This is a genomic window from Haloterrigena alkaliphila (assembly GCF_017352155.2).
Lineage (GTDB): Archaea > Halobacteriota > Halobacteria > Halobacteriales > Natrialbaceae > Haloterrigena > Haloterrigena alkaliphila.
This window is the reverse complement of record NZ_CP071462.1, coordinates 1,943,774-1,961,902: the sequence shown is the minus strand read 5'-3', so window position 1 is coordinate 1,961,902 and position 18,129 is coordinate 1,943,774. Positions and strand designations below refer to the sequence as shown.

The 18,129-nt window shown below is 53.7% G+C and carries 17 protein-coding genes and 3 pseudogenes; 12 read left to right on the top strand and 8 right to left on the bottom strand.

Annotated features, from left to right (window positions below; genetic code table 11):
• The first annotated feature begins 316 nt into the window (after positions 1 to 316).
• Complete coding sequence (locus J0X25_RS28340; RefSeq protein ID WP_207287212.1) at positions 317 to 1,243, top strand: GIY-YIG nuclease family protein; 927 nt, start codon at positions 317 to 319, stop codon at positions 1,241 to 1,243.
• 82 nt (positions 1,244 to 1,325) lie between these two features.
• Positions 1,326 to 1,580, top strand: a complete 255-nt coding sequence (locus J0X25_RS28335) for a hypothetical protein (protein WP_207287211.1) — start codon at positions 1,326 to 1,328, stop codon at positions 1,578 to 1,580.
• A gap of 16 nt (positions 1,581 to 1,596) precedes the next feature.
• Here the strand turns inward: J0X25_RS28335 and J0X25_RS28330 are convergent, their stop codons facing one another.
• Complete coding sequence (locus tag J0X25_RS28330) at positions 1,597 to 2,748, bottom strand: hypothetical protein (protein WP_207287210.1); 1,152 nt, start codon at positions 2,746 to 2,748, stop codon at positions 1,597 to 1,599.
• 531 nt (positions 2,749 to 3,279) lie between these two features.
• Positions 3,280 to 3,801, bottom strand: coding sequence for a DUF7342 family protein (locus J0X25_RS28325; protein WP_207287209.1), 522 nt, complete (start codon positions 3,799 to 3,801; stop codon positions 3,280 to 3,282).
• 291 nt (positions 3,802 to 4,092) lie between these two features.
• Between J0X25_RS28325 and J0X25_RS28320 the strand changes: the two genes are divergently transcribed.
• The 5 genes and pseudogenes from J0X25_RS28320 (at position 4,093) to J0X25_RS28300 (ending at position 7,852) form a co-directional block, all read left to right on the top strand.
• A complete protein-coding gene (locus J0X25_RS28320; RefSeq protein ID WP_207287208.1) occupies positions 4,093 to 4,443 on the top strand; it encodes a type II toxin-antitoxin system PemK/MazF family toxin in 351 nt (116 codons plus the stop codon).
• A gap of 53 nt (positions 4,444 to 4,496) precedes the next feature.
• Positions 4,497 to 4,646: pseudogene (locus tag J0X25_RS39755) on the top strand (AbrB/MazE/SpoVT family DNA-binding domain-containing protein); the annotation flags it as partial.
• Between the two features lie 165 nt (positions 4,647 to 4,811).
• Positions 4,812 to 5,531: pseudogene (locus tag J0X25_RS28310) on the top strand (transcription initiation factor IIB); the annotation flags it as partial.
• Between the two features lie 311 nt (positions 5,532 to 5,842).
• A complete protein-coding gene (locus J0X25_RS28305) occupies positions 5,843 to 6,403 on the top strand; it encodes a TATA-box-binding protein (RefSeq protein WP_207287206.1) in 561 nt (186 codons plus the stop codon).
• 225 nt (positions 6,404 to 6,628) lie between these two features.
• Complete coding sequence (locus J0X25_RS28300; RefSeq protein WP_207287205.1) at positions 6,629 to 7,852, top strand: hypothetical protein; 1,224 nt, start codon at positions 6,629 to 6,631, stop codon at positions 7,850 to 7,852.
• Between the two features lie 98 nt (positions 7,853 to 7,950).
• Here J0X25_RS28300 and J0X25_RS28295 read toward each other — a convergent pair whose 3' ends face one another.
• Together J0X25_RS28295 and J0X25_RS28290 are read right to left on the bottom strand one after the other, a co-directional pair.
• Positions 7,951 to 8,208, bottom strand: coding sequence for a HalOD1 output domain-containing protein (locus J0X25_RS28295; RefSeq protein ID WP_207287204.1), 258 nt, complete (start codon positions 8,206 to 8,208; stop codon positions 7,951 to 7,953).
• A gap of 67 nt (positions 8,209 to 8,275) precedes the next feature.
• The gene (locus J0X25_RS28290) at positions 8,276 to 8,479 is read right to left on the bottom strand and encodes a hypothetical protein (RefSeq protein ID WP_207287203.1); all 204 of its coding nucleotides are present in this window, start codon (positions 8,477 to 8,479) and stop codon (positions 8,276 to 8,278) included.
• Positions 8,480 to 8,784: 305 nt separating this feature from the next.
• On the opposite strand from J0X25_RS28290, the gene J0X25_RS28285 reads away from it, so the two are divergent.
• On the top strand, positions 8,785 to 9,942 hold the full coding sequence (locus J0X25_RS28285) for an epoxide hydrolase family protein (RefSeq protein ID WP_207287202.1): 1,158 nt from the start codon (positions 8,785 to 8,787) through the stop codon (positions 9,940 to 9,942).
• Between the two features lie 1,312 nt (positions 9,943 to 11,254).
• On the opposite strand, the pseudogene J0X25_RS40050 reads toward J0X25_RS28285, so the two are convergent.
• Positions 11,255 to 11,496 (bottom strand): annotated as a pseudogene (locus J0X25_RS40050) (DUF8156 family protein).
• 591 nt (positions 11,497 to 12,087) lie between these two features.
• Here J0X25_RS40050 and J0X25_RS28280 point away from each other — a divergent pair.
• From J0X25_RS28280 to J0X25_RS28265, 4 genes are all read left to right on the top strand, one after another.
• On the top strand, positions 12,088 to 12,573 hold the full coding sequence (locus J0X25_RS28280) for a GNAT family N-acetyltransferase (protein ID WP_207287201.1): 486 nt from the start codon (positions 12,088 to 12,090) through the stop codon (positions 12,571 to 12,573).
• Between the two features lie 369 nt (positions 12,574 to 12,942).
• Positions 12,943 to 13,821, top strand: coding sequence for an amidohydrolase family protein (locus J0X25_RS28275; RefSeq protein WP_207287200.1), 879 nt, complete (start codon positions 12,943 to 12,945; stop codon positions 13,819 to 13,821).
• A 223-nt stretch (positions 13,822 to 14,044) separates the two neighbouring features.
• A complete protein-coding gene (locus tag J0X25_RS28270; RefSeq protein ID WP_425600913.1) occupies positions 14,045 to 14,959 on the top strand; it encodes an MBL fold metallo-hydrolase in 915 nt (304 codons plus the stop codon).
• Between the two features lie 92 nt (positions 14,960 to 15,051).
• Positions 15,052 to 15,468 (top strand): cupin domain-containing protein, encoded by a 417-nt coding sequence (locus J0X25_RS28265; protein ID WP_226776964.1) that lies wholly within the window; start codon positions 15,052 to 15,054, stop codon positions 15,466 to 15,468.
• A 46-nt stretch (positions 15,469 to 15,514) separates the two neighbouring features.
• Here the strand turns inward: J0X25_RS28265 and J0X25_RS28260 are convergent, their stop codons facing one another.
• From J0X25_RS28260 to J0X25_RS28250, 3 genes are read right to left on the bottom strand one after another with little or no spacing between them, the layout of a single operon-like run.
• The gene (locus J0X25_RS28260) at positions 15,515 to 16,222 is read right to left on the bottom strand and encodes an ABC transporter ATP-binding protein (protein WP_207287197.1); all 708 of its coding nucleotides are present in this window, start codon (positions 16,220 to 16,222) and stop codon (positions 15,515 to 15,517) included.
• Entirely contained in the window at positions 16,219 to 17,031 is an 813-nt protein-coding gene (locus J0X25_RS28255) for an ABC transporter ATP-binding protein (RefSeq protein WP_207287196.1), read from the bottom strand. Before J0X25_RS28255 ends, J0X25_RS28260 begins: the two co-directional genes overlap by 4 nt.
• Position 17,032: 1 nt before the next feature.
• Positions 17,033 to 18,112: a branched-chain amino acid ABC transporter permease gene (locus tag J0X25_RS28250; RefSeq protein WP_207287195.1), complete on the bottom strand. Its 1,080-nt coding sequence runs from the start codon at positions 18,110 to 18,112 to the stop codon at positions 17,033 to 17,035.
• Positions 18,113 to 18,129: the final 17 nt, after the last annotated feature.

The window sequence follows — 18,129 nt, the reverse complement described above, 5'->3', positions numbered from 1 at the left end:
CGCTCTTTGAGTTCCTCGAGGTCGTCCGCGACGGTCTTCCAGTGGACGCCGAGCTGGTCGGCGATCGTGTTTGTAGAGACCGGTTGGTCTGCGTTTCTGAGGGCCTAGAGGATTTGCTGTTTCCGGCTCACCGACTCAACCACTGAGAACATTCTCACTGAATTTCATATATACAACACCCCATACATATTTAGGTCACATATTCCGCATATTTTGTGGAGCTATACATCACATTCAGAGATCTCAGACACAGTACTGTTGCAGTGGTTGCACTGTGAACGGAGCTTTATCGTCTAGATTATCGACATACCACCCCATGGCAGATTTCCGGGAAGAGTACTACGATTTCAATCCCCACTTCACCGAAATAGACGACGTCCTCGAAGAACTGGATGCTCTCCTCGGCGATCGGTACGACTGCAGCTACGAAACCAGCCTCAAAGATGAGTTTCTCATCGCCTGCTTCGAACGTATCGATCCCACGCAGGACTGGCGAACCCTCGTTAAGACCAAAGAAACGTACGACGACAGCTGGAACGCGAAAAAGAAGCGGGCAACCGCGTTACATATGCTGATGACCAAGCAAATCGGCTGGCCGCTCCACAAAGCCCTCCTGGACTTCGAACGAAAATACATCGTCGGGATCATCCTCACAATCAAAGCAAGTGACCAAGGCATCAGGCGACACTACGACCACGTACCAACGACACTCCCACCAGACATCGATCCCAGCGATCTAGAAAACGAATTGCCTGAACGGACGGTACCCGACCAACCTTTCCCAACCCTCTGCAGATTCTCCCGAACTATCGAATCCGACACAGCAGCATTGCTCAAGGAACGCGGTATCAATCCAGCGCCCGGCAACCATCACATCGTCTACGTAGTCGATTGTACTCCCGCACCGGACGCCGAACGAAAAGCCATCACCGCGATCCGTCGATACACACAGGCAAAACACATCAATGGCTACCAGCCCGCCGATGAAAGAGAATCCGCTGCAGTCTTCCTCAATGAGTCAAAAGGGCTCTTCTACGTAGGACGCAGCGACCAATTTCCTCAGCGCATGCAACAGCACTATGAGGGACGGGCCAGTGGCGGTGCCCGGTTCACCAACCTGTACAAACCACGGCGACTCCTCGAAGTAACTGACTTCGAAACCAGAGCCGAGGCAGAAACAGACGAACAGCGCCGTGCATATCGGCTTCAGATGAAAACCGAGAGGTACGTCTCCCAGAACTAGGCCGCCCCTGTTCCCTGTAATATCGTGACCACCCCTATCTATTTGCCATGATACGGTGGACCACAAACCGGAGAACCCACCGATGCCAGAAGGAATCCGAGATGTCGAAGTTCAATCCGGAGACGAAGGACAGCTTCAAGAAATCTCCGTGACGTTCGGCCCACACCATGCCCTACGAATCTACGAAGAAGACGACGAAGTCCGCTTCCGTCTGGTCGCCACCCACCACGGATTTGACGCAACAGCATCAGGCGACCTACCAACCGAGCTGGAAGACGTGATCAATCTGGTCCGCAAAGAGCGAGAGGATTTGATCGTCGACAGAATCGAGTCATAACGCAAAACGCTAGCCGCTATCCACCTGCATCACGACAGTCCTCAACTGCCTGTGCCGACTTGTTCAGCGCATCTTCGCCTTTCTCAACGATATCATCTTTGTCAATCCCGTCACCGCCGAAGATCCCGCCATCGCCACCGTCACCGCTACTCCCTCCATCACCTGATTCGAGTACGGCATCACGACACGCTGTCGCGTCATCGGACACCGAATCCAGTACATCAGACGCAGTCGACGAATCCACGTCCTCCAGCATACTATCCACGTCGGTATCGTGCTCCTCCGCTATCGCTTCCAGATCCTCCCGGTTCAGGTCTGCATCCATCTCCTCGGCCTGCCGCAGCAGGTTCGACGTCCCGGACACCATCGACCCACGGAGCGTCACATGGACCTCGCTCATCGCCAAGGCCCAGCACCGATCACCACATACGTACCGTAACCGGTACAGTCCCAGTTGACTGGCCTTGTTCGCCGTGAACCGTGTTCCAGCGAACGCCGGCTGGTAGAACGCTCCCGTTGATATCAGCATAGCGTCCACACCGAACATCAACGTGGCGAACTGGTAGTCCTGGATCGCCGCATCAGTCCGATCCTCGGAAGCAGCGCACGCTGCTTCACTCATCTGGTTGTAACTCCCGAGCAACGGTGCATACTTCGTTACATCACCGGTCTCGCTGCGGATGTCTGCAAACGGTTCGACCGGGACCTGGCTATCGAACTCGTTCCCGATCTGCGCCCCGTAATGCATCCGCCGCACCGTGTCACCCATGTCAGACCCGTTCTCCTCGAGCGCAGACGTGTTCACCCGGCTGCTGTAGTTTTCTTCAAACGCGCAGTGCTCGTCCGCCGTGTCAAGGAACAGATCCCGTCGTTCGGACGTGTTCTCCGGCAGATCATCATAGAATCCGCCGACCATGTCCTCAATCTGCTTTCGCTCCGAACGGGTCAGTCCGGCCGCATCGGGACCGAGGTCGTTACTGTACTCCGTCAGGTTCTGCCCGTTCTCCGGCCCATACTCCAGATCGATCGTTTCACCGGATTTGTTCTCCATTGGGGCCGGTACTGCCGTGGGTTCTCCCCCGGTCCCAGTGCTGCATCCTGCAAGGACCAGCATGGCTGCCACCGCGATAATAGCTACCTGTGTTCTGGTGATTTTCTGGTTGAACACGAATGGTTGCAAACCTCGACTTTATACTGTAGAAGTAATTCCTGTAATAGGATAGGTCTACCGCTCAAACCGTTATATCAGTATCCACGGAGTGCCCGTAGTCAAGAGTGGCCGGAACAACAGTGATCGGTCATGGACGGTTGATTCGTCCAGAAAACCCGGTCTCAGTCGAGTTTGAGCTGGTTCTTCATCTCCTGTTCGATCTGTTCACGGACACCGTCGCTATCTTTGATCAAGAAAGGGGGGTCTCCTTCTCGGAGAGATATCGGGACGTCAACCCTTGTTCACTGAACGTGTCTATCACCTCCTCAAGGTCCTTCTCCGTCGCGGTATCAAGATGCTCAAGCAGGTCGTCTCTTGCTCCAGTTCCCCATCAGTATAGTCTAGAAAGATCTGATAGACCTCAACCTGCTGCACCGATTGAAGGTCTGTGTCTGCGTGCTGGTTCAGAAAGCCGTTGAACTCCAGTGGGAGAACGGTTCATTCGGTATCGATTCAGATGAATTGTATGAGTCAGCCAATTTGCTGGCGCTACGTAGATGCCCGAAAGTCCGTGGTGTACGTTTCGTAGTTTTCGATCGCGTCCTCAAGGACTGAGAGACGATAGAGTGCGAGTTCCCAGTTACTCGCGGTTTTCTTGAGATCTCGCGTCTGCGAAGCGGTTTCCGTCTCTGCGGAATGAGTACGGAGTTCGTCGGGCGAGTCCGCGTTATAGTCAGTTTCCCAGTCTTCGATTTTGGACTGTAACTCAATCTTCAGATCGATCAGCCCGTCGCGGTCATGCTCTTCGAGAAGGTTTCGGAGCGTTTGTATCCGCGTGTAGAGCGGGTCAGGGGAGTAGAACGCGCCATCGTCGCGTTCTGTCTTCAGCAGGACGTTCAGGGCGACAAGTCGTTCAAGGTGGTCGCGTGCTGTATTCTCCGCGACGTGGGCCTCATCCGCGATATACGATACCGGGCGCGGTTTGGAGACTGTAGTCGCAACTGATTGAACCCGGTCGAACGCTGTTGTGTGTTCTTTCCAGGCTTCAACACCCGGGCTCTGGTCGGTCATGGCTCCCTGTAATCGATACAGCGCAATGATTCTATCTTCGAGTAAGATAATTGATCACGGTCTTTTCGGCCGCAGAACTCAATAAAGAAGTCATATTATCAACTACTGTTATGGGCGAACGACGTAACAAACCGATTGAGGATCTATCTACCATCTGGTCTTAAGTCTCCAAAACCAGCTCTCAGGTGATTGGGCTTAGACGAGGATGATTAACAATCTGTATCAAATTAAGAGAGATCCATAAAATACCCTGCATCTACTTACCAGAGGCTAACTGATTAAAGAATAGCTGTGAACATCAGACGCGCAGACATTGTCTTAGTAAACTTAAACCCGACAAAGGGATCTGAGCAACGAGGGAGGCGTCCAGCAGTCATTATCCAAAACGATGTAGGAAATAGATATGCCCCCACGACTATTCTCGCACCGATGACAACTAGTTATGACCCAAATGATATTGCGCCTTATGAAGTGGAATTACGTGCCGGAGAAGAAGATGTAGATAGGGATTCAGTAGTCCTTCTAAACCAAATACGAACAGTTGATATGAGTGAACGGATTGTCCATAAGTTTGGTGAAGTATCTAGAGAAAAAATGGAAGAGATAGATCAATCTATAAAAATTAGCCTTGGGTTAGAATGAATGAAACCGGAGAGTCCACCAGGGTTTTAGGTATGAACGAAGTATGAATTGATATGGAGCAGGAAAAGCGGTTTAAACGTAAGGTAGGGGATAGAGGGCAGGTTACAATCCCTATCGAATTCCGCGAGCAGTTCGGTCTAACGGCTGGCGAGGAAGTAGTGTTTACAGTTGACGAGAGGGGAGATCTTTTATTACGGAAATCAGGTAACGAGCAAGACCTTGCTTCGGCTTATCAAAGAACAGCACAACGGGACAAGAGAGTCAATACGGAGTGGGAACACGTTTCTGTTGAAGCCACTGACGAGGTTGAACCGGATGTATTCGATGACGAGTCGACAAATCAGCGCGACACTATTGATGCAAACTGGTTGAGTGACAAGGGTGTTACAACTGCCGTGGACTGGAAAGACAAAAGCTCCTACGGGCGGTCAATTTCGCCGAAGAAAAGTAGCCAGATGCACCGGCTGCGTAAGTGGCAAGAGCGCATCCGAACCAAGGACGCCGGTGAACAAAATCTACAGTTTGCACTGTCGGAGATTGATCGGATGGCCTCGGCGCTCGGTGTCCCGAGTTCGGTCCGCGAGGTTGCCTCGGTGATCTATCGACGCGCGCTGAAGGAAGACCTCATTCGCGGCCGGTCAATCGAAGGGGTTGCAACGTCCGCACTGTACGCTGCCTGCCGAAAAGAGGGCATCCCGCGCAGCCTTGAGGAAATCTCCGAGGTGTCCCGCGTTGAACGAACAGAGATCGGTCGAACCTATCGGTATCTCTCACAGGAACTCGAACTCGAGATGCGTCCCGTCGACCCGAAAAAGTACGTCCCGCGCTTCTGCTCTGAACTCGAACTGTCCGATGAGGTTCAGACCAAGGCCAACGAGATCATCGAGAAGACGGCCGAGGAGGGACTACTCTCTGGCAAGTCGCCCACTGGCTATGCCGCCGCCGCAATCTATGCCGCCTCACTGCTCTGCAACGAGATGCGTACACGGCGCGAAGTCGCAGATGTAGCCCAGGTCACTGAGGCTACCATCCAAAACCGATATCAGGAACAAATTGAAGCAATGGAAAGTATAGACTTGGAGAACTAGTTTAGTTGGTTAGACACCTCAATCAGTTCACTATGGATTGACTCTTGGTCACTCTCATGGAGTTCCTACTCACGCACTCATGGATGGCTTTGGGTACCCCATTCTTTCTAAGGTGGTACATTTCTGTGTCTTAATCCTGTTACCGGTATCCCTCTTGTATTAAAACATAAGAATAGACCAAACAGGATTTCAACAGAATCAACTTCTGCTGCGTATGAGACTAATTGACAGTACTTTTCTCATATATGGTAGAAATACCATATTATGACACTGGGTTATATGGATATTAGATCCATCTTGTTGAACAAGCTATGTCGGGTCCCAAGGACAGCATCAACATCGAAAACGTAGTGGCATCAACCAGTATTGGACAGGAACTCGACCTTGAGAGTGTCTCATTAGATCTCGAGGGGGCTGACTACGACCCTGAGAACTTCCCTGGTCTCGTCTACCGTACCCAGAACCCCAAGTCCGCCGCACTGATCTTCCGGTCGGGAAAGATCGTCTGTACTGGCGCAAAAAGTACTGACGCTGTCCACGAGAGTCTGAGCCTTGTCTTCGCTAAGCTCCGTGAACTCCAGATTCAGGTTGAGGAAGATCCAGAAATCATCGTCCAGAACATTGTCAGTAGTGCTGATCTCGGCCGCACCCTCAACCTGAATGCGATAGCAATTGGTCTCGGTCTCGAGCACATCGAGTACGAACCCGAGCAGTTCCCCGGGTTGGTGTATCGACTCGACGAGCCAGAGGTCGTTGCCCTTCTCTTTGGCTCTGGGAAGTTGGTCGTCACTGGTGGGAAACAAGTGAATGATGCCGAACAGGCCGTCACTGTGATCGCCAACCGCCTCAATGATCTCGGACTGCTCGAATAATACAATCTCTTCTTGCGTCACTGCTCTGCTGATCTGCCCAAGACGAAGGGGTTTGGTAGCTACTGTAGCAAGTACAGGTGGTCGCTGTAACGCTGCGATGTGCACTCTCTACAACGCCTGGCAAGAATGACGTGCTGAATACAGAGGTTGCACTGAGCGATTCCTGTTTGGTTGGGGGAGTTTTCTATTACACCCTCATAGCTTAATGCAGGGGCTCGCCTCGATATGAGTATTCAATACGAGTGGGTGTGTTTCGACATCCCATTTTTCCTCCAAGCTCCGGACTCGTTCGACGGGAATGAAGCCGCGCGGTTCTACCCGTCAATAGACGGTGAGACTGCTGAACTGCGATTCAAACGCGAGTCGGTGGAGATGCGCGACGGGGAAACGTTCGGGATGGCGGCCGACGACCGCCTTGGAAGCGTCTCATACACGAAGGTGCGCGTCGGCATCGGAGACGATGTGCTCGCCGCAGCGCCTGAACCATCAGATGGACAGTACGCGCTCACGTCGGATTTACGGGGACGCGACGGGTGGCTTATCGAGAAAGAGATAGAATTCCTGAACCAATTCTTGCGCGTCTATCGCGTGTCACTCGAATATTACTGGATTCGCCCACTCACACCGCAGGAGCTCGTGACGTTTGAATTGGTGAGCGTCTACGAAGATGGTGACACAGATGCTCGACATCGGAAGATCACGCCGGGATCGCTCAAAGTACCAGACGCGACGCTTGACATCGAGCAGTGCCGCATGTTGAACGCGCTGATGCAGAACACGTCGAGTGTGCCACTCACCGGGGTGATTGGTTTAGACGTACAGGACAAAATCGACTTGCAGGAAGCGAATTTGGCGGTGTTGAATGCGGAGCGTTTCTTTGAATTGTGGGTGAAGAATGCGTTCGAGGTGGTTGCCAGCGAGCGTGGGTGGAGTGACGATGAGATTGCGGACTTGTTGAAGAAGGACAACGGAGAGTACGAGTACATCTCGAACATCGCAGGGAATTTTATCGGACAACACCTCGATTTCGTATTCAGCGACACGGACGAGTACGACGCGTGGAAGGGGGACACGCACGACGTGCGGAACGCTGTCGCGCATGAAGGGAACATGGCGAGCGTAGAAGAAGCCGTTGCGGCGTACAAGGCGAGTGCAGAGGCGGTGTTGCTGCTCGCCGAGGAGTTCAGCTCAGAGTTGGCGGGGACAGAGTGGGAGATGCCAGATGCGGAGACGTATTGGAGCGGAATATGTTGCTGTGATGCGCAGCGCACTAGCATCACGCGATTAAAAGCGGGTAGAAGGGGTAGGTCGAGTGTGGCCCTTTCGTACAAGAGATTATGCGTGGGTATATTAGAATTTCCGTGCGCGACCTGCACCCTGTATCTCGCACGGCTATCGGAACATCTCCTTGAACTGGTAGAACCCTCGGCGGTCGATAAGCATACGTAGCTGCCGTTCAGTACAGGGAACCCATCTATCGGCCAGCAGAGGAAGCAAACTTCTATTATCTTTCTGTGGTCTGTTCTATGTGCATAATTGATAGGAGGTTATCTCTCGTGGATAGCAACCGTTCCGTCCGGTTTGACGGTTATTACGTATTCACAGCAGCAGAATGTGACGGTCCCACCTTGTCGATTATCAAACAAGCGATCAAGGGCTTCAGGGTCAATAGCATTGCTTAATGGCGGCAATTCGAGGGGGTCGTTGGCAGTTTCCTTGGCTATCGTTTCAATGACTGCTTCGCTGGGTGTTGAACCGTCGCTCCACCCCTGATTACCACCATCAGTCTTTGATTGGTCTACCATTGCGAACACTTCTCACCACGGCATGTATAAATCTTACATTTTATCATTCCGTATGGGTTTCTGGTGGTTAATTTGAAGAAATTTTCCGCGATTCCATCCGCAATTCGGTTGGCTTCCATTCTTTTCCAGCGACTTGACTCAGTACGGCTTCGTCGAGGTTAACTATCCGCCCAGAGACATCAAACGCGATAACCCCATCCGCCACCCCAATATCAATCTCGTCAAGTTTGATATCCTGATACCCACCGAATCGAAGACATAGTTCAGCCATACTATGATATTGTGGTGACCCAACAAAATATTGTTGCTATTATTTATTAAGGTGAGATGTTGCACATTCTTTGTATATCTACAGAACGGATCGTCGTTTTCTTTCCAGTGAATTGCGGCCAAATCAGTGTTCAGTATAGGTTCTGCAGTTACCGGAACGATTGTAGATATGTCTGAGAACTGTCGAACTTGGTCTGCGGAATATAGAGGATGAGTTCACCAGGATAGTCCCGTTTATTTGAGCGGGCCGTCTAAGGACCGTATGCACATCAGACTAACCGGCGACCAAGTCATTGCGGGTGTACTATGACGCCAGCGGATGACGAAACGATCCAGCCGTTCGATGTTACCGTCGCTCAAACCGAAATTGACGATCTCAAATCACGACTAGAGAACGCGCGTTGGCCAGATCAACTCCCCGATGCAGATTGGGAATACGGCACCGAACGGGGATACCTACAAACCATGTGTGAGCACTGGTGTGAGGGCTACGAGTGGGATGCCTTCGAGGATCGGGTCAATCAGTTTGAACAGTATGTAACCTCTATCGACGACCAGCGAATCCACTTCTACCATATCCGCTCGCCGGAGCCAACTGCACGACCACTTCTGTTGAGCCACGGGTGGCCGGGATCGGTTGCGGAATTCCTTGACGTATTTGGCCCGCTCAGCGATCCGGCCGCACACGGCGGCGACTCAACGGATGCCTTTCATGTGGTCGCGCCGTCACTCCCGGGATATGGATTCTCGGGATCCACTCGCGAGCGGGGTTACGGAATCCGGGAAGTAGCCGATACGTTCGCTGAACTAATGGAGCAATTGGGATACGACTCCTACTTCGCACAGGGCGGCGATTGGGGAGCGCTGATAACGGCTATCCTCGGCGCGAACTATCCTGATCGCGTCGACGCCATCCACACGAACATGCTGTTCGTGAAACCGTCATCGCTCTCCAATCCGATGGAGATCCTCGACGAGCAAGGGATGGCCGACTACCGCGAGACTAAGGAGTTCCGCGACCACGAGACGGGCTATCAGGAACTCCAGTCGACGAAGCCACAGACCCTCGCGTACGGTCTCACCGACTCACCCGTTGGACTCGCAGGGTGGATTATCGAGAAGTTCCACGGGTGGAGCGACTGTGAAGACGATCTTGATGAGAGCTTCGATCGGGATCGCCTTCTCGACAATATCAGTATTTACTGGCTCACAGAGACGATCAACTCGTCGATGCGGTTGTACTACGAAACTGACGATAGAGCAGCGATTCCCGATTCAGTCGACGTTCCAACTGGCCACACTCGCTATCCAGCCGAGATCATGAAAACCCCACGTGTCTGGGCGGAGGAGGTGTACAACATCATCCAGTGGAACGAGCAACCGGAAGGAGGCCACTTCGCCGCTATGGAGGTCCCCGACCTGTTCGTCGAAGACGTTCGGACGTTTTTTCAGAAAATCCGCTGAGGGGGAGTCATTCACGGGACGCATCTGTGGAACTCATCACTGAATACATGCTGCGTATTCATCACGCAGTCCCAAATTTGTCTTGGAATGGATAGAAGGTAGAGCATCCGATATGCATACCTACTTGTCGATCAGTAGAGGGTGTATAGTGACCGGAGGGTTCTATTTGCTGTTGGATGAAAACCCAGCCATGCCGAAACGTGGGAAGTGTCCGGGGTGTCAGGAACAGATGGGATATCCTGATACCGGCGAGAGATGCCCTAACGAGGGCTGTAATACGAATTAGGCGATTAGGCAGAGCGTTGGAGAGAATGAGGGCCCGAAAAACCGGGATGAATCCAGAGGACTTCGTGTGACGGCAACGTTCTTGTTTACGTATCAGTAATTTTCAGGAATGTTCAGACACCGCCGCTCTACCCTCTTTTATGACCGACACATATATTAGATGTCATAATTGTATTCGAAACTATTAGTCCCATTCTCGAGACATTCGCCCTGGCAGTTGCCTTAGGGCCCTATCCCTCCTGACACCCAGTGTCGTCTGGTTGGTCCACACCCCTCCCGGACTAGGGAGCAGTGTGAATTCCTCAAAGCAGGGGTAATGACGGAACTTCAGGTCAGTACTGTCGCTACCCATTCAATTAGGCTTCGACTGGAGTGAACACTCACTACCAAACTAGTTGGGGAGAGCAACTATAATGGCGGAATGCCAATTTGTTAACACCTTGGTTAGAATTTGCATTGAATGTCTGAATGAAGGGGCAAAGGTCGTCAGTTGGGAAGCAGTAGATACTGATATAAAACGATCATACGAGTGCAGCAGTTGCGGACACGCTTGGGACGTTATCTTCTGAAGAGTATCGCCTCTGCATAGAGCATTGCTGTGCGGATATTTCCGTCCCGTCTGAGATTAAATGGGGTATTCCGTTCCCATCGGTAGTGAGTGGTTGGTCCACTGATGTCGCCGCGAAATAATTGCTGTTGTTGTGCTGAATTCATCCACTGTATTCAGCAAGTGCTAGATGTAGGCGACTGAGGGCTTCAACTGAGCCTTTCTAACGATCAACGTCAAGCAACAGCTGTTCGTGTCGTTCCTGTTAGAAAACGTCGGCGGTGAACCGACCTCGAGTTCTCCATCCGACCGTGGTGTGTCAATCGGATCAGCCGATCGGAGATCAATCGGTGGCTATCGACGGTGGACCGATCTCGATCGGGAGCGGGGCGTTTACGAATGTCTCAGTTCGAACGGAACTCGTTGGCAGCGTTGTTCCTCTCCCCGCCGAGTAAACCATTCGAGTACCGGTGATTAAGCCTATTGGCCGTCAGATTCCCGTCGTTCTTCAAGGTCGGCGATCTGGCACTCCTGGGCGAGCAGGATCGAAACGAGGTGAGTCATCATCGGATCGTGATGGTTTTGGATTCCCCGGCGTCAGCGAAGTTCCACACTTGGTCGAACAATCGGTCGGAGTGATCCTGATACTCGACGCAAAGTGCTCTGCGATACGGTGCCCAGTCGTTCTCGAACTCACTGAGGGTGTCTCCTACATAGAACATTCGCTCTCTCGTCTGACAAGAGCGAGGGGTACCTACTGACTACGTGCGAGAGTAGTCCGTGTACAACGGGACGGGCGTGCCCAAACCTATCGTTGTCAGACCGCACGAGGAGTACTTTGGCGGTGGTTTCCGCCGTATCTGCCGTGAGATACTTATCTTCACAAAGTTGGATTGGAATAGTTCGGACTTCTGTAAGCGACTTCCCATCATTATTGGGATCGCAGATGCCGTGAGCGGCATTCTCGCCGAACCGAACGCGGATGACATTAACCTACCAACCTACTATCGCTACTATGTGTAATGTGTATTATTACTTTGATCGGTAGCATCTGATTTTGACACTGACAATTCGCATGATGAAAACGAACTAGCAGTCCGTCTGGAGTTCTGGACTAAGCCAGAATGTCATATGTATTGAGACGATCTGTCTCAACTTCTGTTACGTGATCACGTGATTTCACGAATCTACCGCGTAGCGAGTATCCCCCGGCCGCTATCGCGCAGTTCAATCTCAAAGATACGAGCGGGTTCGCCGCGACCGGTTAGGAAATCGCGAAAAGAAATAACAAACAACACAGCGTTAGTACGGACATGGAGATCAGACGCGCAACTTCGGCAGATATCGATGCGATCAAAGCGGTTGCAGGGTCAACTTGGCGGATCGATTATCCGGACATCCTCAATCGAGAAGCGATCGAAGAGGGCGTTGAGGAGTGGTACAATTCCGAACAGATCGCGTCCGAACTGGCAGAAGACGACGCGATACTATTAGTGGCCGAAATCGACGACGAGGTGGTCGGATTCGCGCACGCCGTCCGTCGACATCGGACGGGCTTCATTCTCCGAGTATACGTCGATCCCGACTACCGAAAGCAGGGCATCGGCAGCGAACTCTTGGCCAGCGCTCGAGACGCCCTGTTGACCCGAGGCGTCGACGATATTCGGGCGATGGTTCTGGCCAGAAACGAACCCGGTAACGTGTTCTACGAGACGTTCGGATTCGAGAAGGTCGACGAAGAAGAGACAGTTATCGGCGGCGAAACCTATACGGAAAACGTCTATGAGCGAGCGCGATGAGTCCAGAGAACAGATCGAGGGCTGAACTCTCAACCGCCGAAATCATACACAAAACGAATGGGCTGGTGGGTGACCGACCTTCACTAGCTAAAAAACAGTAACACTACGGGAACTCTATGGAGCCGAACGGAGAGACCGGTAAAAAGCGCTTGAGAGGTATCAGCCGTTGCCGTCTTTGAGGTCACAGCTCGGGCGAAATAATCGGCCATAGAACGAGCTGTTTGACCGTATGGGGAGTCAGTGTTCGCGATCACCAGCAGTTCCGTTCCAGATCCGCATCAGATAATGACCGCTATCGATCAGTCGAGAGACCTATGACAGAAGTGCGACGAACAACGATAAACCGCTATGCCACCTATCGGACGATAGATGGCATCCAAAGAACAGTCCGCCTTTCGTCCAGCGATCGACGTCCACACCCACCTTTTTCCTGAGCGGCTCGCCGCCGCGATACAGCGATCGCTCAGCAACGAGGCAGGGTGGGACTTTTCGACGCCGACGACCCCGTCCGAGATCGAAGACGTCCTTCGGGCGGCAGGTATCACGACGTACGTCGCCCTCCCGTACGCCCACAAGCCTGGAGTCGCGAGCGAAATGAACGAGTGGCTCATCAATCAGACAGGCTCGTTAAACCGACTGATCCCGTTCGCAACGGTTCATCCCGATGATGAAGACGTCGCGCCCCTCGTCCGAGAAGCGTTCGAGAAGGGGGCACGAGGACTGAAGATTCACTGTCCGGTTCAGGAGTGCCGACCCGCCGATTCGCGGCTCGAACCGGCACTTGAATTGGCAGTGGAGTACGATCGTCCGATCACGTACCACGGCGGTACGGCACCGATGTTTGAGGACAGCCCGTATGTCGGCGTAGACCTGTTCATCGATCTCGTCAATTCGTATCCGGAACTCAAAGTCTGCTGTGCACACATGGGCGCCTACGAGGTCGAAGAGTTTCTTGACCTCGCGCGAGACAACGCGAACGTCTATCTCGATACGACAATGGCGATGTCCGCATCGGCTGAAGAGACGATGGGATTCGACCCATCTATGATCGCCGACGAGACGCTCGTCGAACTCTCGGAATCGATCATGTACGGGACCGACTTCCCGAACATCCCGTATCCGTATCGTGACGAGCGCGCCGAACTGCTCGCTCGAGATCTACCTCGGACGGCGGTCCGTGATATCTTCTATCGAACCGCTGCTGCCTATCTCGGTCTCGACAATCGAGCGGCTCCCGAGGATAGTTGAAATGCACCACCCGATGCGTTCGCGGCTGGACGGAGAGTCGGCCGTCCCAGAGCCCAAGGTACGCATCGGGGGAAAATGGCGACGCAGCGTTCCGGCAGGAAAGCAACGGTCAGCGTACGGTAGCGCCAGTGGAAACCGATGGTAGTTGTGAGTCGACCGAGACTCGAGCACCCCGATACCGAGCGGACTACTAGACTTTTTACTCTTGAAGTGATCCGTTCGAATGGATATGGATTCATCGTTTCTTTACGAGGTCGACCCGACGCACTGCGAGGATACGTACTACATCGATCTGGACGTCTACAACGTCCCGTCGATGGGATGTGCGTACATTCTCGATGGGGATCGCCCCGCCGTGATCGAAACGGGTGTCGGAAAGCGATACGAACGTATTCTCGAGGCTCTCGACGAGATCGGAATCGAGTACGAGGACGTCGAAGTTATCGCACCGACGCACGTACACTTGGATCACGCCGGGGGTGCCGGTTTTCTTGCACGCGAATGTCCGAACGCGACCGTGATGACCTACGAACGGGGGGCTCGTCATCTCGTCGATCCGTCCCAGCTCGTCGCCGGAACGAAGCAAGCTGTCGGTGAGCGGTGGAAGTTCTACGTCGAACCGGTTCCCATTGACGAGGACCGGGTATCAGGGTTAGAAGACGGCGACGTGATCGATCTCGGCGACCGCAACCTCGAAGTCCATCATGCACCAGGACACGCTAAGCATCAGGCAGTGTACTACGATCGCCGATCGGACGCCGTATTCGCCGGCGACGCTGCCGGAATCTACGTTCCGGAGCTGGATCGAGTCCAACCGACGACGCCACCTACCCAGTTCGATCTCGAGGGGGCGCTAGCGGATATCGACTTGCTCCGTGATCTCGATCCCGATATGTTACTGTATACCCACTTCGGACCCCGGGCGGACGTGGATCGCGCTCTCTCCGAGTACGAAGAACTACTGAAAGAGTGGGTCGACGAGATTAGAGAAAAGCGAGCGGAACTCGAGGATGACGAGGCCGTTATCGAGTACTTCCCGCAACGAACCGACGTCGTCGATCTGTGGGGGGAAGAGAACGCCGTATCGGAGATTCGGATGAACGTTCGCGGCGTACTCGGGTATCTCGACCGCCAATAATCGCAGATGGTTGCTATAGCATTCGGATGAGAGATAACATCTATCACGGCAACTTATAACATGATAGAGCACCTATTCGAGAGACGGTCTGCATGGATCACTCGAAATCGTACCAATTATACGACGTCGATGAACCTCCCATCCGGAATCGGCTCGGTATCGGGATACAGTTCCTGATGAATACCGATCAAGACGATACGCAGATGTTCGATCAGGGAATCATCCACGTGGATTCCGGCGAATCCGTGACGCGACACGTCCATCGATACAGCGGTGAGACGTTCTACGGACTCGAAGGCGAGGGTGAAATCGTCGTCGACGGCGAAGCGGTGCCATGCCACGCCGACGAGCACCTCGTCTTCATTCCGCCGGGAGTTCCGCATTACCCGAGAAACCCGGACGACGCCGATGGAACGTTTCGGGCGATGTTCGTTCACTCGCCGGCGATCATCAACGGCGACACGTACACCGTCGATGAGGACGGAAATCTGATCGACGGCGAAAAGTAACTCCCTTCTCTCGTCCCCGTTCGGACGAAATGTCGATAGCGACGGGTCAGACACTCAGGTACCGCTGTCGGATCTCCGGATTCTCTTGGAGTTTGCCCGGCGTCATCTCGTCGACTATCTCCCCCTGATCGAGGAAGTAGTGTCGGTCGCTGACGTCCATCGCCATAACGACGTTCTGTTCGACGAGGAAGATCGTGAGCCCCTCCTCCTCATTGAGCTGTCGGATGACCTGTTCGACGTCGCGGACGATGTACGGTGCGAGCCCTTCGCTCGGTTCGTCCATGAGCATGACGTCGGGGTTGCTGGCCAACGCGCGACCGATTGCGAGCATCTGCTGTTCACCGCCGCTGAGGTTTCGCGCTGCTTTGTCCTCGAGTTCTTGGAGTCGCGGGAAGTACGAGAGTACCTCGTCGAGACTCATCGGATCCGATGTGTTGTTGATGGCCATTCTGATGTTTTCCGAGATCGTTAGCCCCGGCCAGACTCGGCGTTCTTCCGGAACGTATCCGATTCCCTTGCTCGTTCGCTTATGCGTTGCGAGGTCAGTGATGTCCTCACCATTGACCCGGACCGTGCCGCTCTGGATGTGCGGCGGTTTCGCACCGGCCACGCAGCGCATCATCGTCGATTTTCCGGCACCGTTCCGTCCGAGTAGCGAGACGACTTCGCCTTCCTCGATCTCGAGCGAAACGTCGAACAGCACCTGTCCGGTTCCGTACCCTGCGTTGAGATTCTCGATTTCAACGATGTTCATAGCTCTAGTTCCTCCTCTTTCATTCCACCGAGGTACGCGTCCTGTACGGCTTCGTCGGTCCGGATTTCCTCGGGGGAACCTGTCGCGATGTGGTCACCGTTGTAGAGCACGGTGATACGGTCGCTGATTCCCATCACGACGCTCATGTCGTGTTCAATCAGTACTATGGCGATTCCGAGATCGTTTCTGATGTCTTCAATAAGCTCCGCCGTCTCCTCGGTCGCCTCCGGACCCATTCCACTGGTCGGCTCGTCGAGCAACAGGAGATCTGGGTCCGTCGCGATCGCGATCGCGATTCCGAGACGACGCTGGTCGCCGTGCGAGAGGTTCTCTGCTGTCGTATCGCGTTTGTCCCACAGGCGGAGTTGTTCGAGGATCTCTTCGGCTCGATCTTGCTGGTAATTACGAGCGCGAGAGAACACATTGAAGCTGAAATCGCCGACTTCGGCTGTTTGCGCTGCTACTCGAACGTTCTCGAAGACGGTCCGATCGAAAAACACCTCGTTGCTCTGGTAGGACCGACCGATGCCGAGCTGCGAGCGCTCTTCGATGGATAGTTCGGTGATATCTTCACCTCGGAAGTGGACCGTCCCCGATGTCGCTGGCAGGACGCCTGCGATCTGGTTGAAGAACGTCGTCTTTCCAGCACCGTTCGGACCGATTATCGAGCGAAGTTCGTCGTCCTTGACGCTGATCGAGATGTCGTCGTTGGCGACGACCTCGCCGAACTTTTTGGTGAGGCCGTGCGTCTCGAGAATGACGTCTGATTCCGTGTCGTGTGTTCGTTCCGTGTCGATCGTTTCTGCCATATTAGTTTCCTCCGAGAAGTTTGTTCGCCGCCCAGCGGACCGCCTTCTTGATCGCTCCCCAGCCGCCCTTTCGGGGTTCAACGAGGATGATGATGATGAACAACAGACCGAACCCGAACTGCCAGTAGTGGCGGAGGGCACCAATAGCCTGCCATCCGCTGAGGAACTCCGATCCGAGGAACCAGAGGAACGCCCCGAACATTGGTCCGGCGAAGCTACTCAGTCCACCGACGATCGTCATCATAACGACTTCGCCGCTCGTTTCCCAGTAGAGGTAACTTGTCGCGACGCTCTGGTTGACGATCAGAAGCATTATTCCGGCGACTGCGCTGAACACTGCGCTGAGCATGAACGCGTTAATCTTGTAGCGTCGCGTGTTCACCCCTATGCTTCGAGCAAGCTGTTCATTTTCTCTGATGGTGATGAGCGTCCGTCCAAACGGCGAACGAACGATTCGGAACAGCAAGTATGTCGCGACGACGAAGACGGCGGCGATGGCCCAGTAAATGGAAACGATGAACGAACCGAGTTCGATAGTCAAGATTCCGCGGTATGACTCCACGAGGGGTGGAAGGAGGCCGCTGGCGATACCGTCGTCTCCACCGGTCACCCCGCCGGGATTCGAGTTCGCGATGTACCAGACGACTTCACCGAACGCGATCGTCAAGAGGGCGAAATAGATCTCGCCTTTTTGAACGATGAGCCGACCGATCCCGTAGGCAAGGAGGCCTATAAGAGCGAGGGCGAGAGGAATCCCGAGGACGATCATCCCGGGTCCGAACTGCGTCATGACGATGGCAACAATGTACATCGAACCGCCGAGGAACATCGCGTGCCCGAACGACAGGAGACCGGTGTATCCGAGGAGGAGGTTGAACGAGACGGCGAACAGCATCCAGATGAGCACGTTTGACGCCACGCCGGGATATCCCATCAGAACGCTTGCGACGGTCGGCATGGCAACCGCGACCGCTATCAATCCCGCGATAACGGCGACGTCGATCCGCCGTTCCGCTATCGAGAGTGACCCGTTGATGAACTCTCTGAACTGTTCTTTCCGTGTCTGTGTTTTCTCACTCATGGGTAATCACTGTTTGA

Excerpts from the sequence above, each read along its gene's own strand:
- J0X25_RS28280 (WP_207287201.1), top strand. The coding sequence starts at position 12,088 with ATGGAGATCAGACGCGCAACTTCGGCAGATATCGATGCGATCAAAGCG.
- J0X25_RS28295 (WP_207287204.1), bottom strand. The coding sequence starts at position 8,208 with ATGGTAGACCAATCAAAGACTGATGGTGGTAATCAGGGGTGGAGCGAC.
- J0X25_RS28335 (WP_207287211.1), top strand. The coding sequence starts at position 1,326 with ATGCCAGAAGGAATCCGAGATGTCGAAGTTCAATCCGGAGACGAAGGA.
- J0X25_RS28290 (WP_207287203.1), bottom strand. The coding sequence starts at position 8,479 with ATGGCTGAACTATGTCTTCGATTCGGTGGGTATCAGGATATCAAACTT.
- J0X25_RS28340 (WP_207287212.1), top strand. The coding sequence starts at position 317 with ATGGCAGATTTCCGGGAAGAGTACTACGATTTCAATCCCCACTTCACC.
- J0X25_RS28265 (WP_226776964.1), top strand. The coding sequence starts at position 15,052 with ATGGATCACTCGAAATCGTACCAATTATACGACGTCGATGAACCTCCC.
- J0X25_RS28255 (WP_207287196.1), bottom strand. The coding sequence starts at position 17,031 with ATGGCAGAAACGATCGACACGGAACGAACACACGACACGGAATCAGAC.
- J0X25_RS28325 (WP_207287209.1), bottom strand. The coding sequence starts at position 3,801 with ATGACCGACCAGAGCCCGGGTGTTGAAGCCTGGAAAGAACACACAACA.
- J0X25_RS28260 (WP_207287197.1), bottom strand. The coding sequence starts at position 16,222 with ATGAACATCGTTGAAATCGAGAATCTCAACGCAGGGTACGGAACCGGA.
- J0X25_RS28305 (WP_207287206.1), top strand. The coding sequence starts at position 5,843 with ATGTCGGGTCCCAAGGACAGCATCAACATCGAAAACGTAGTGGCATCA.
- J0X25_RS28250 (WP_207287195.1), bottom strand. The coding sequence starts at position 18,112 with ATGAGTGAGAAAACACAGACACGGAAAGAACAGTTCAGAGAGTTCATC.
- J0X25_RS28300 (WP_207287205.1), top strand. The coding sequence starts at position 6,629 with ATGAGTATTCAATACGAGTGGGTGTGTTTCGACATCCCATTTTTCCTC.
- J0X25_RS28285 (WP_207287202.1), top strand. The coding sequence starts at position 8,785 with ATGACGCCAGCGGATGACGAAACGATCCAGCCGTTCGATGTTACCGTC.
- J0X25_RS28275 (WP_207287200.1), top strand. The coding sequence starts at position 12,943 with ATGGCATCCAAAGAACAGTCCGCCTTTCGTCCAGCGATCGACGTCCAC.
- J0X25_RS28270 (WP_425600913.1), top strand. The coding sequence starts at position 14,045 with ATGGATATGGATTCATCGTTTCTTTACGAGGTCGACCCGACGCACTGC.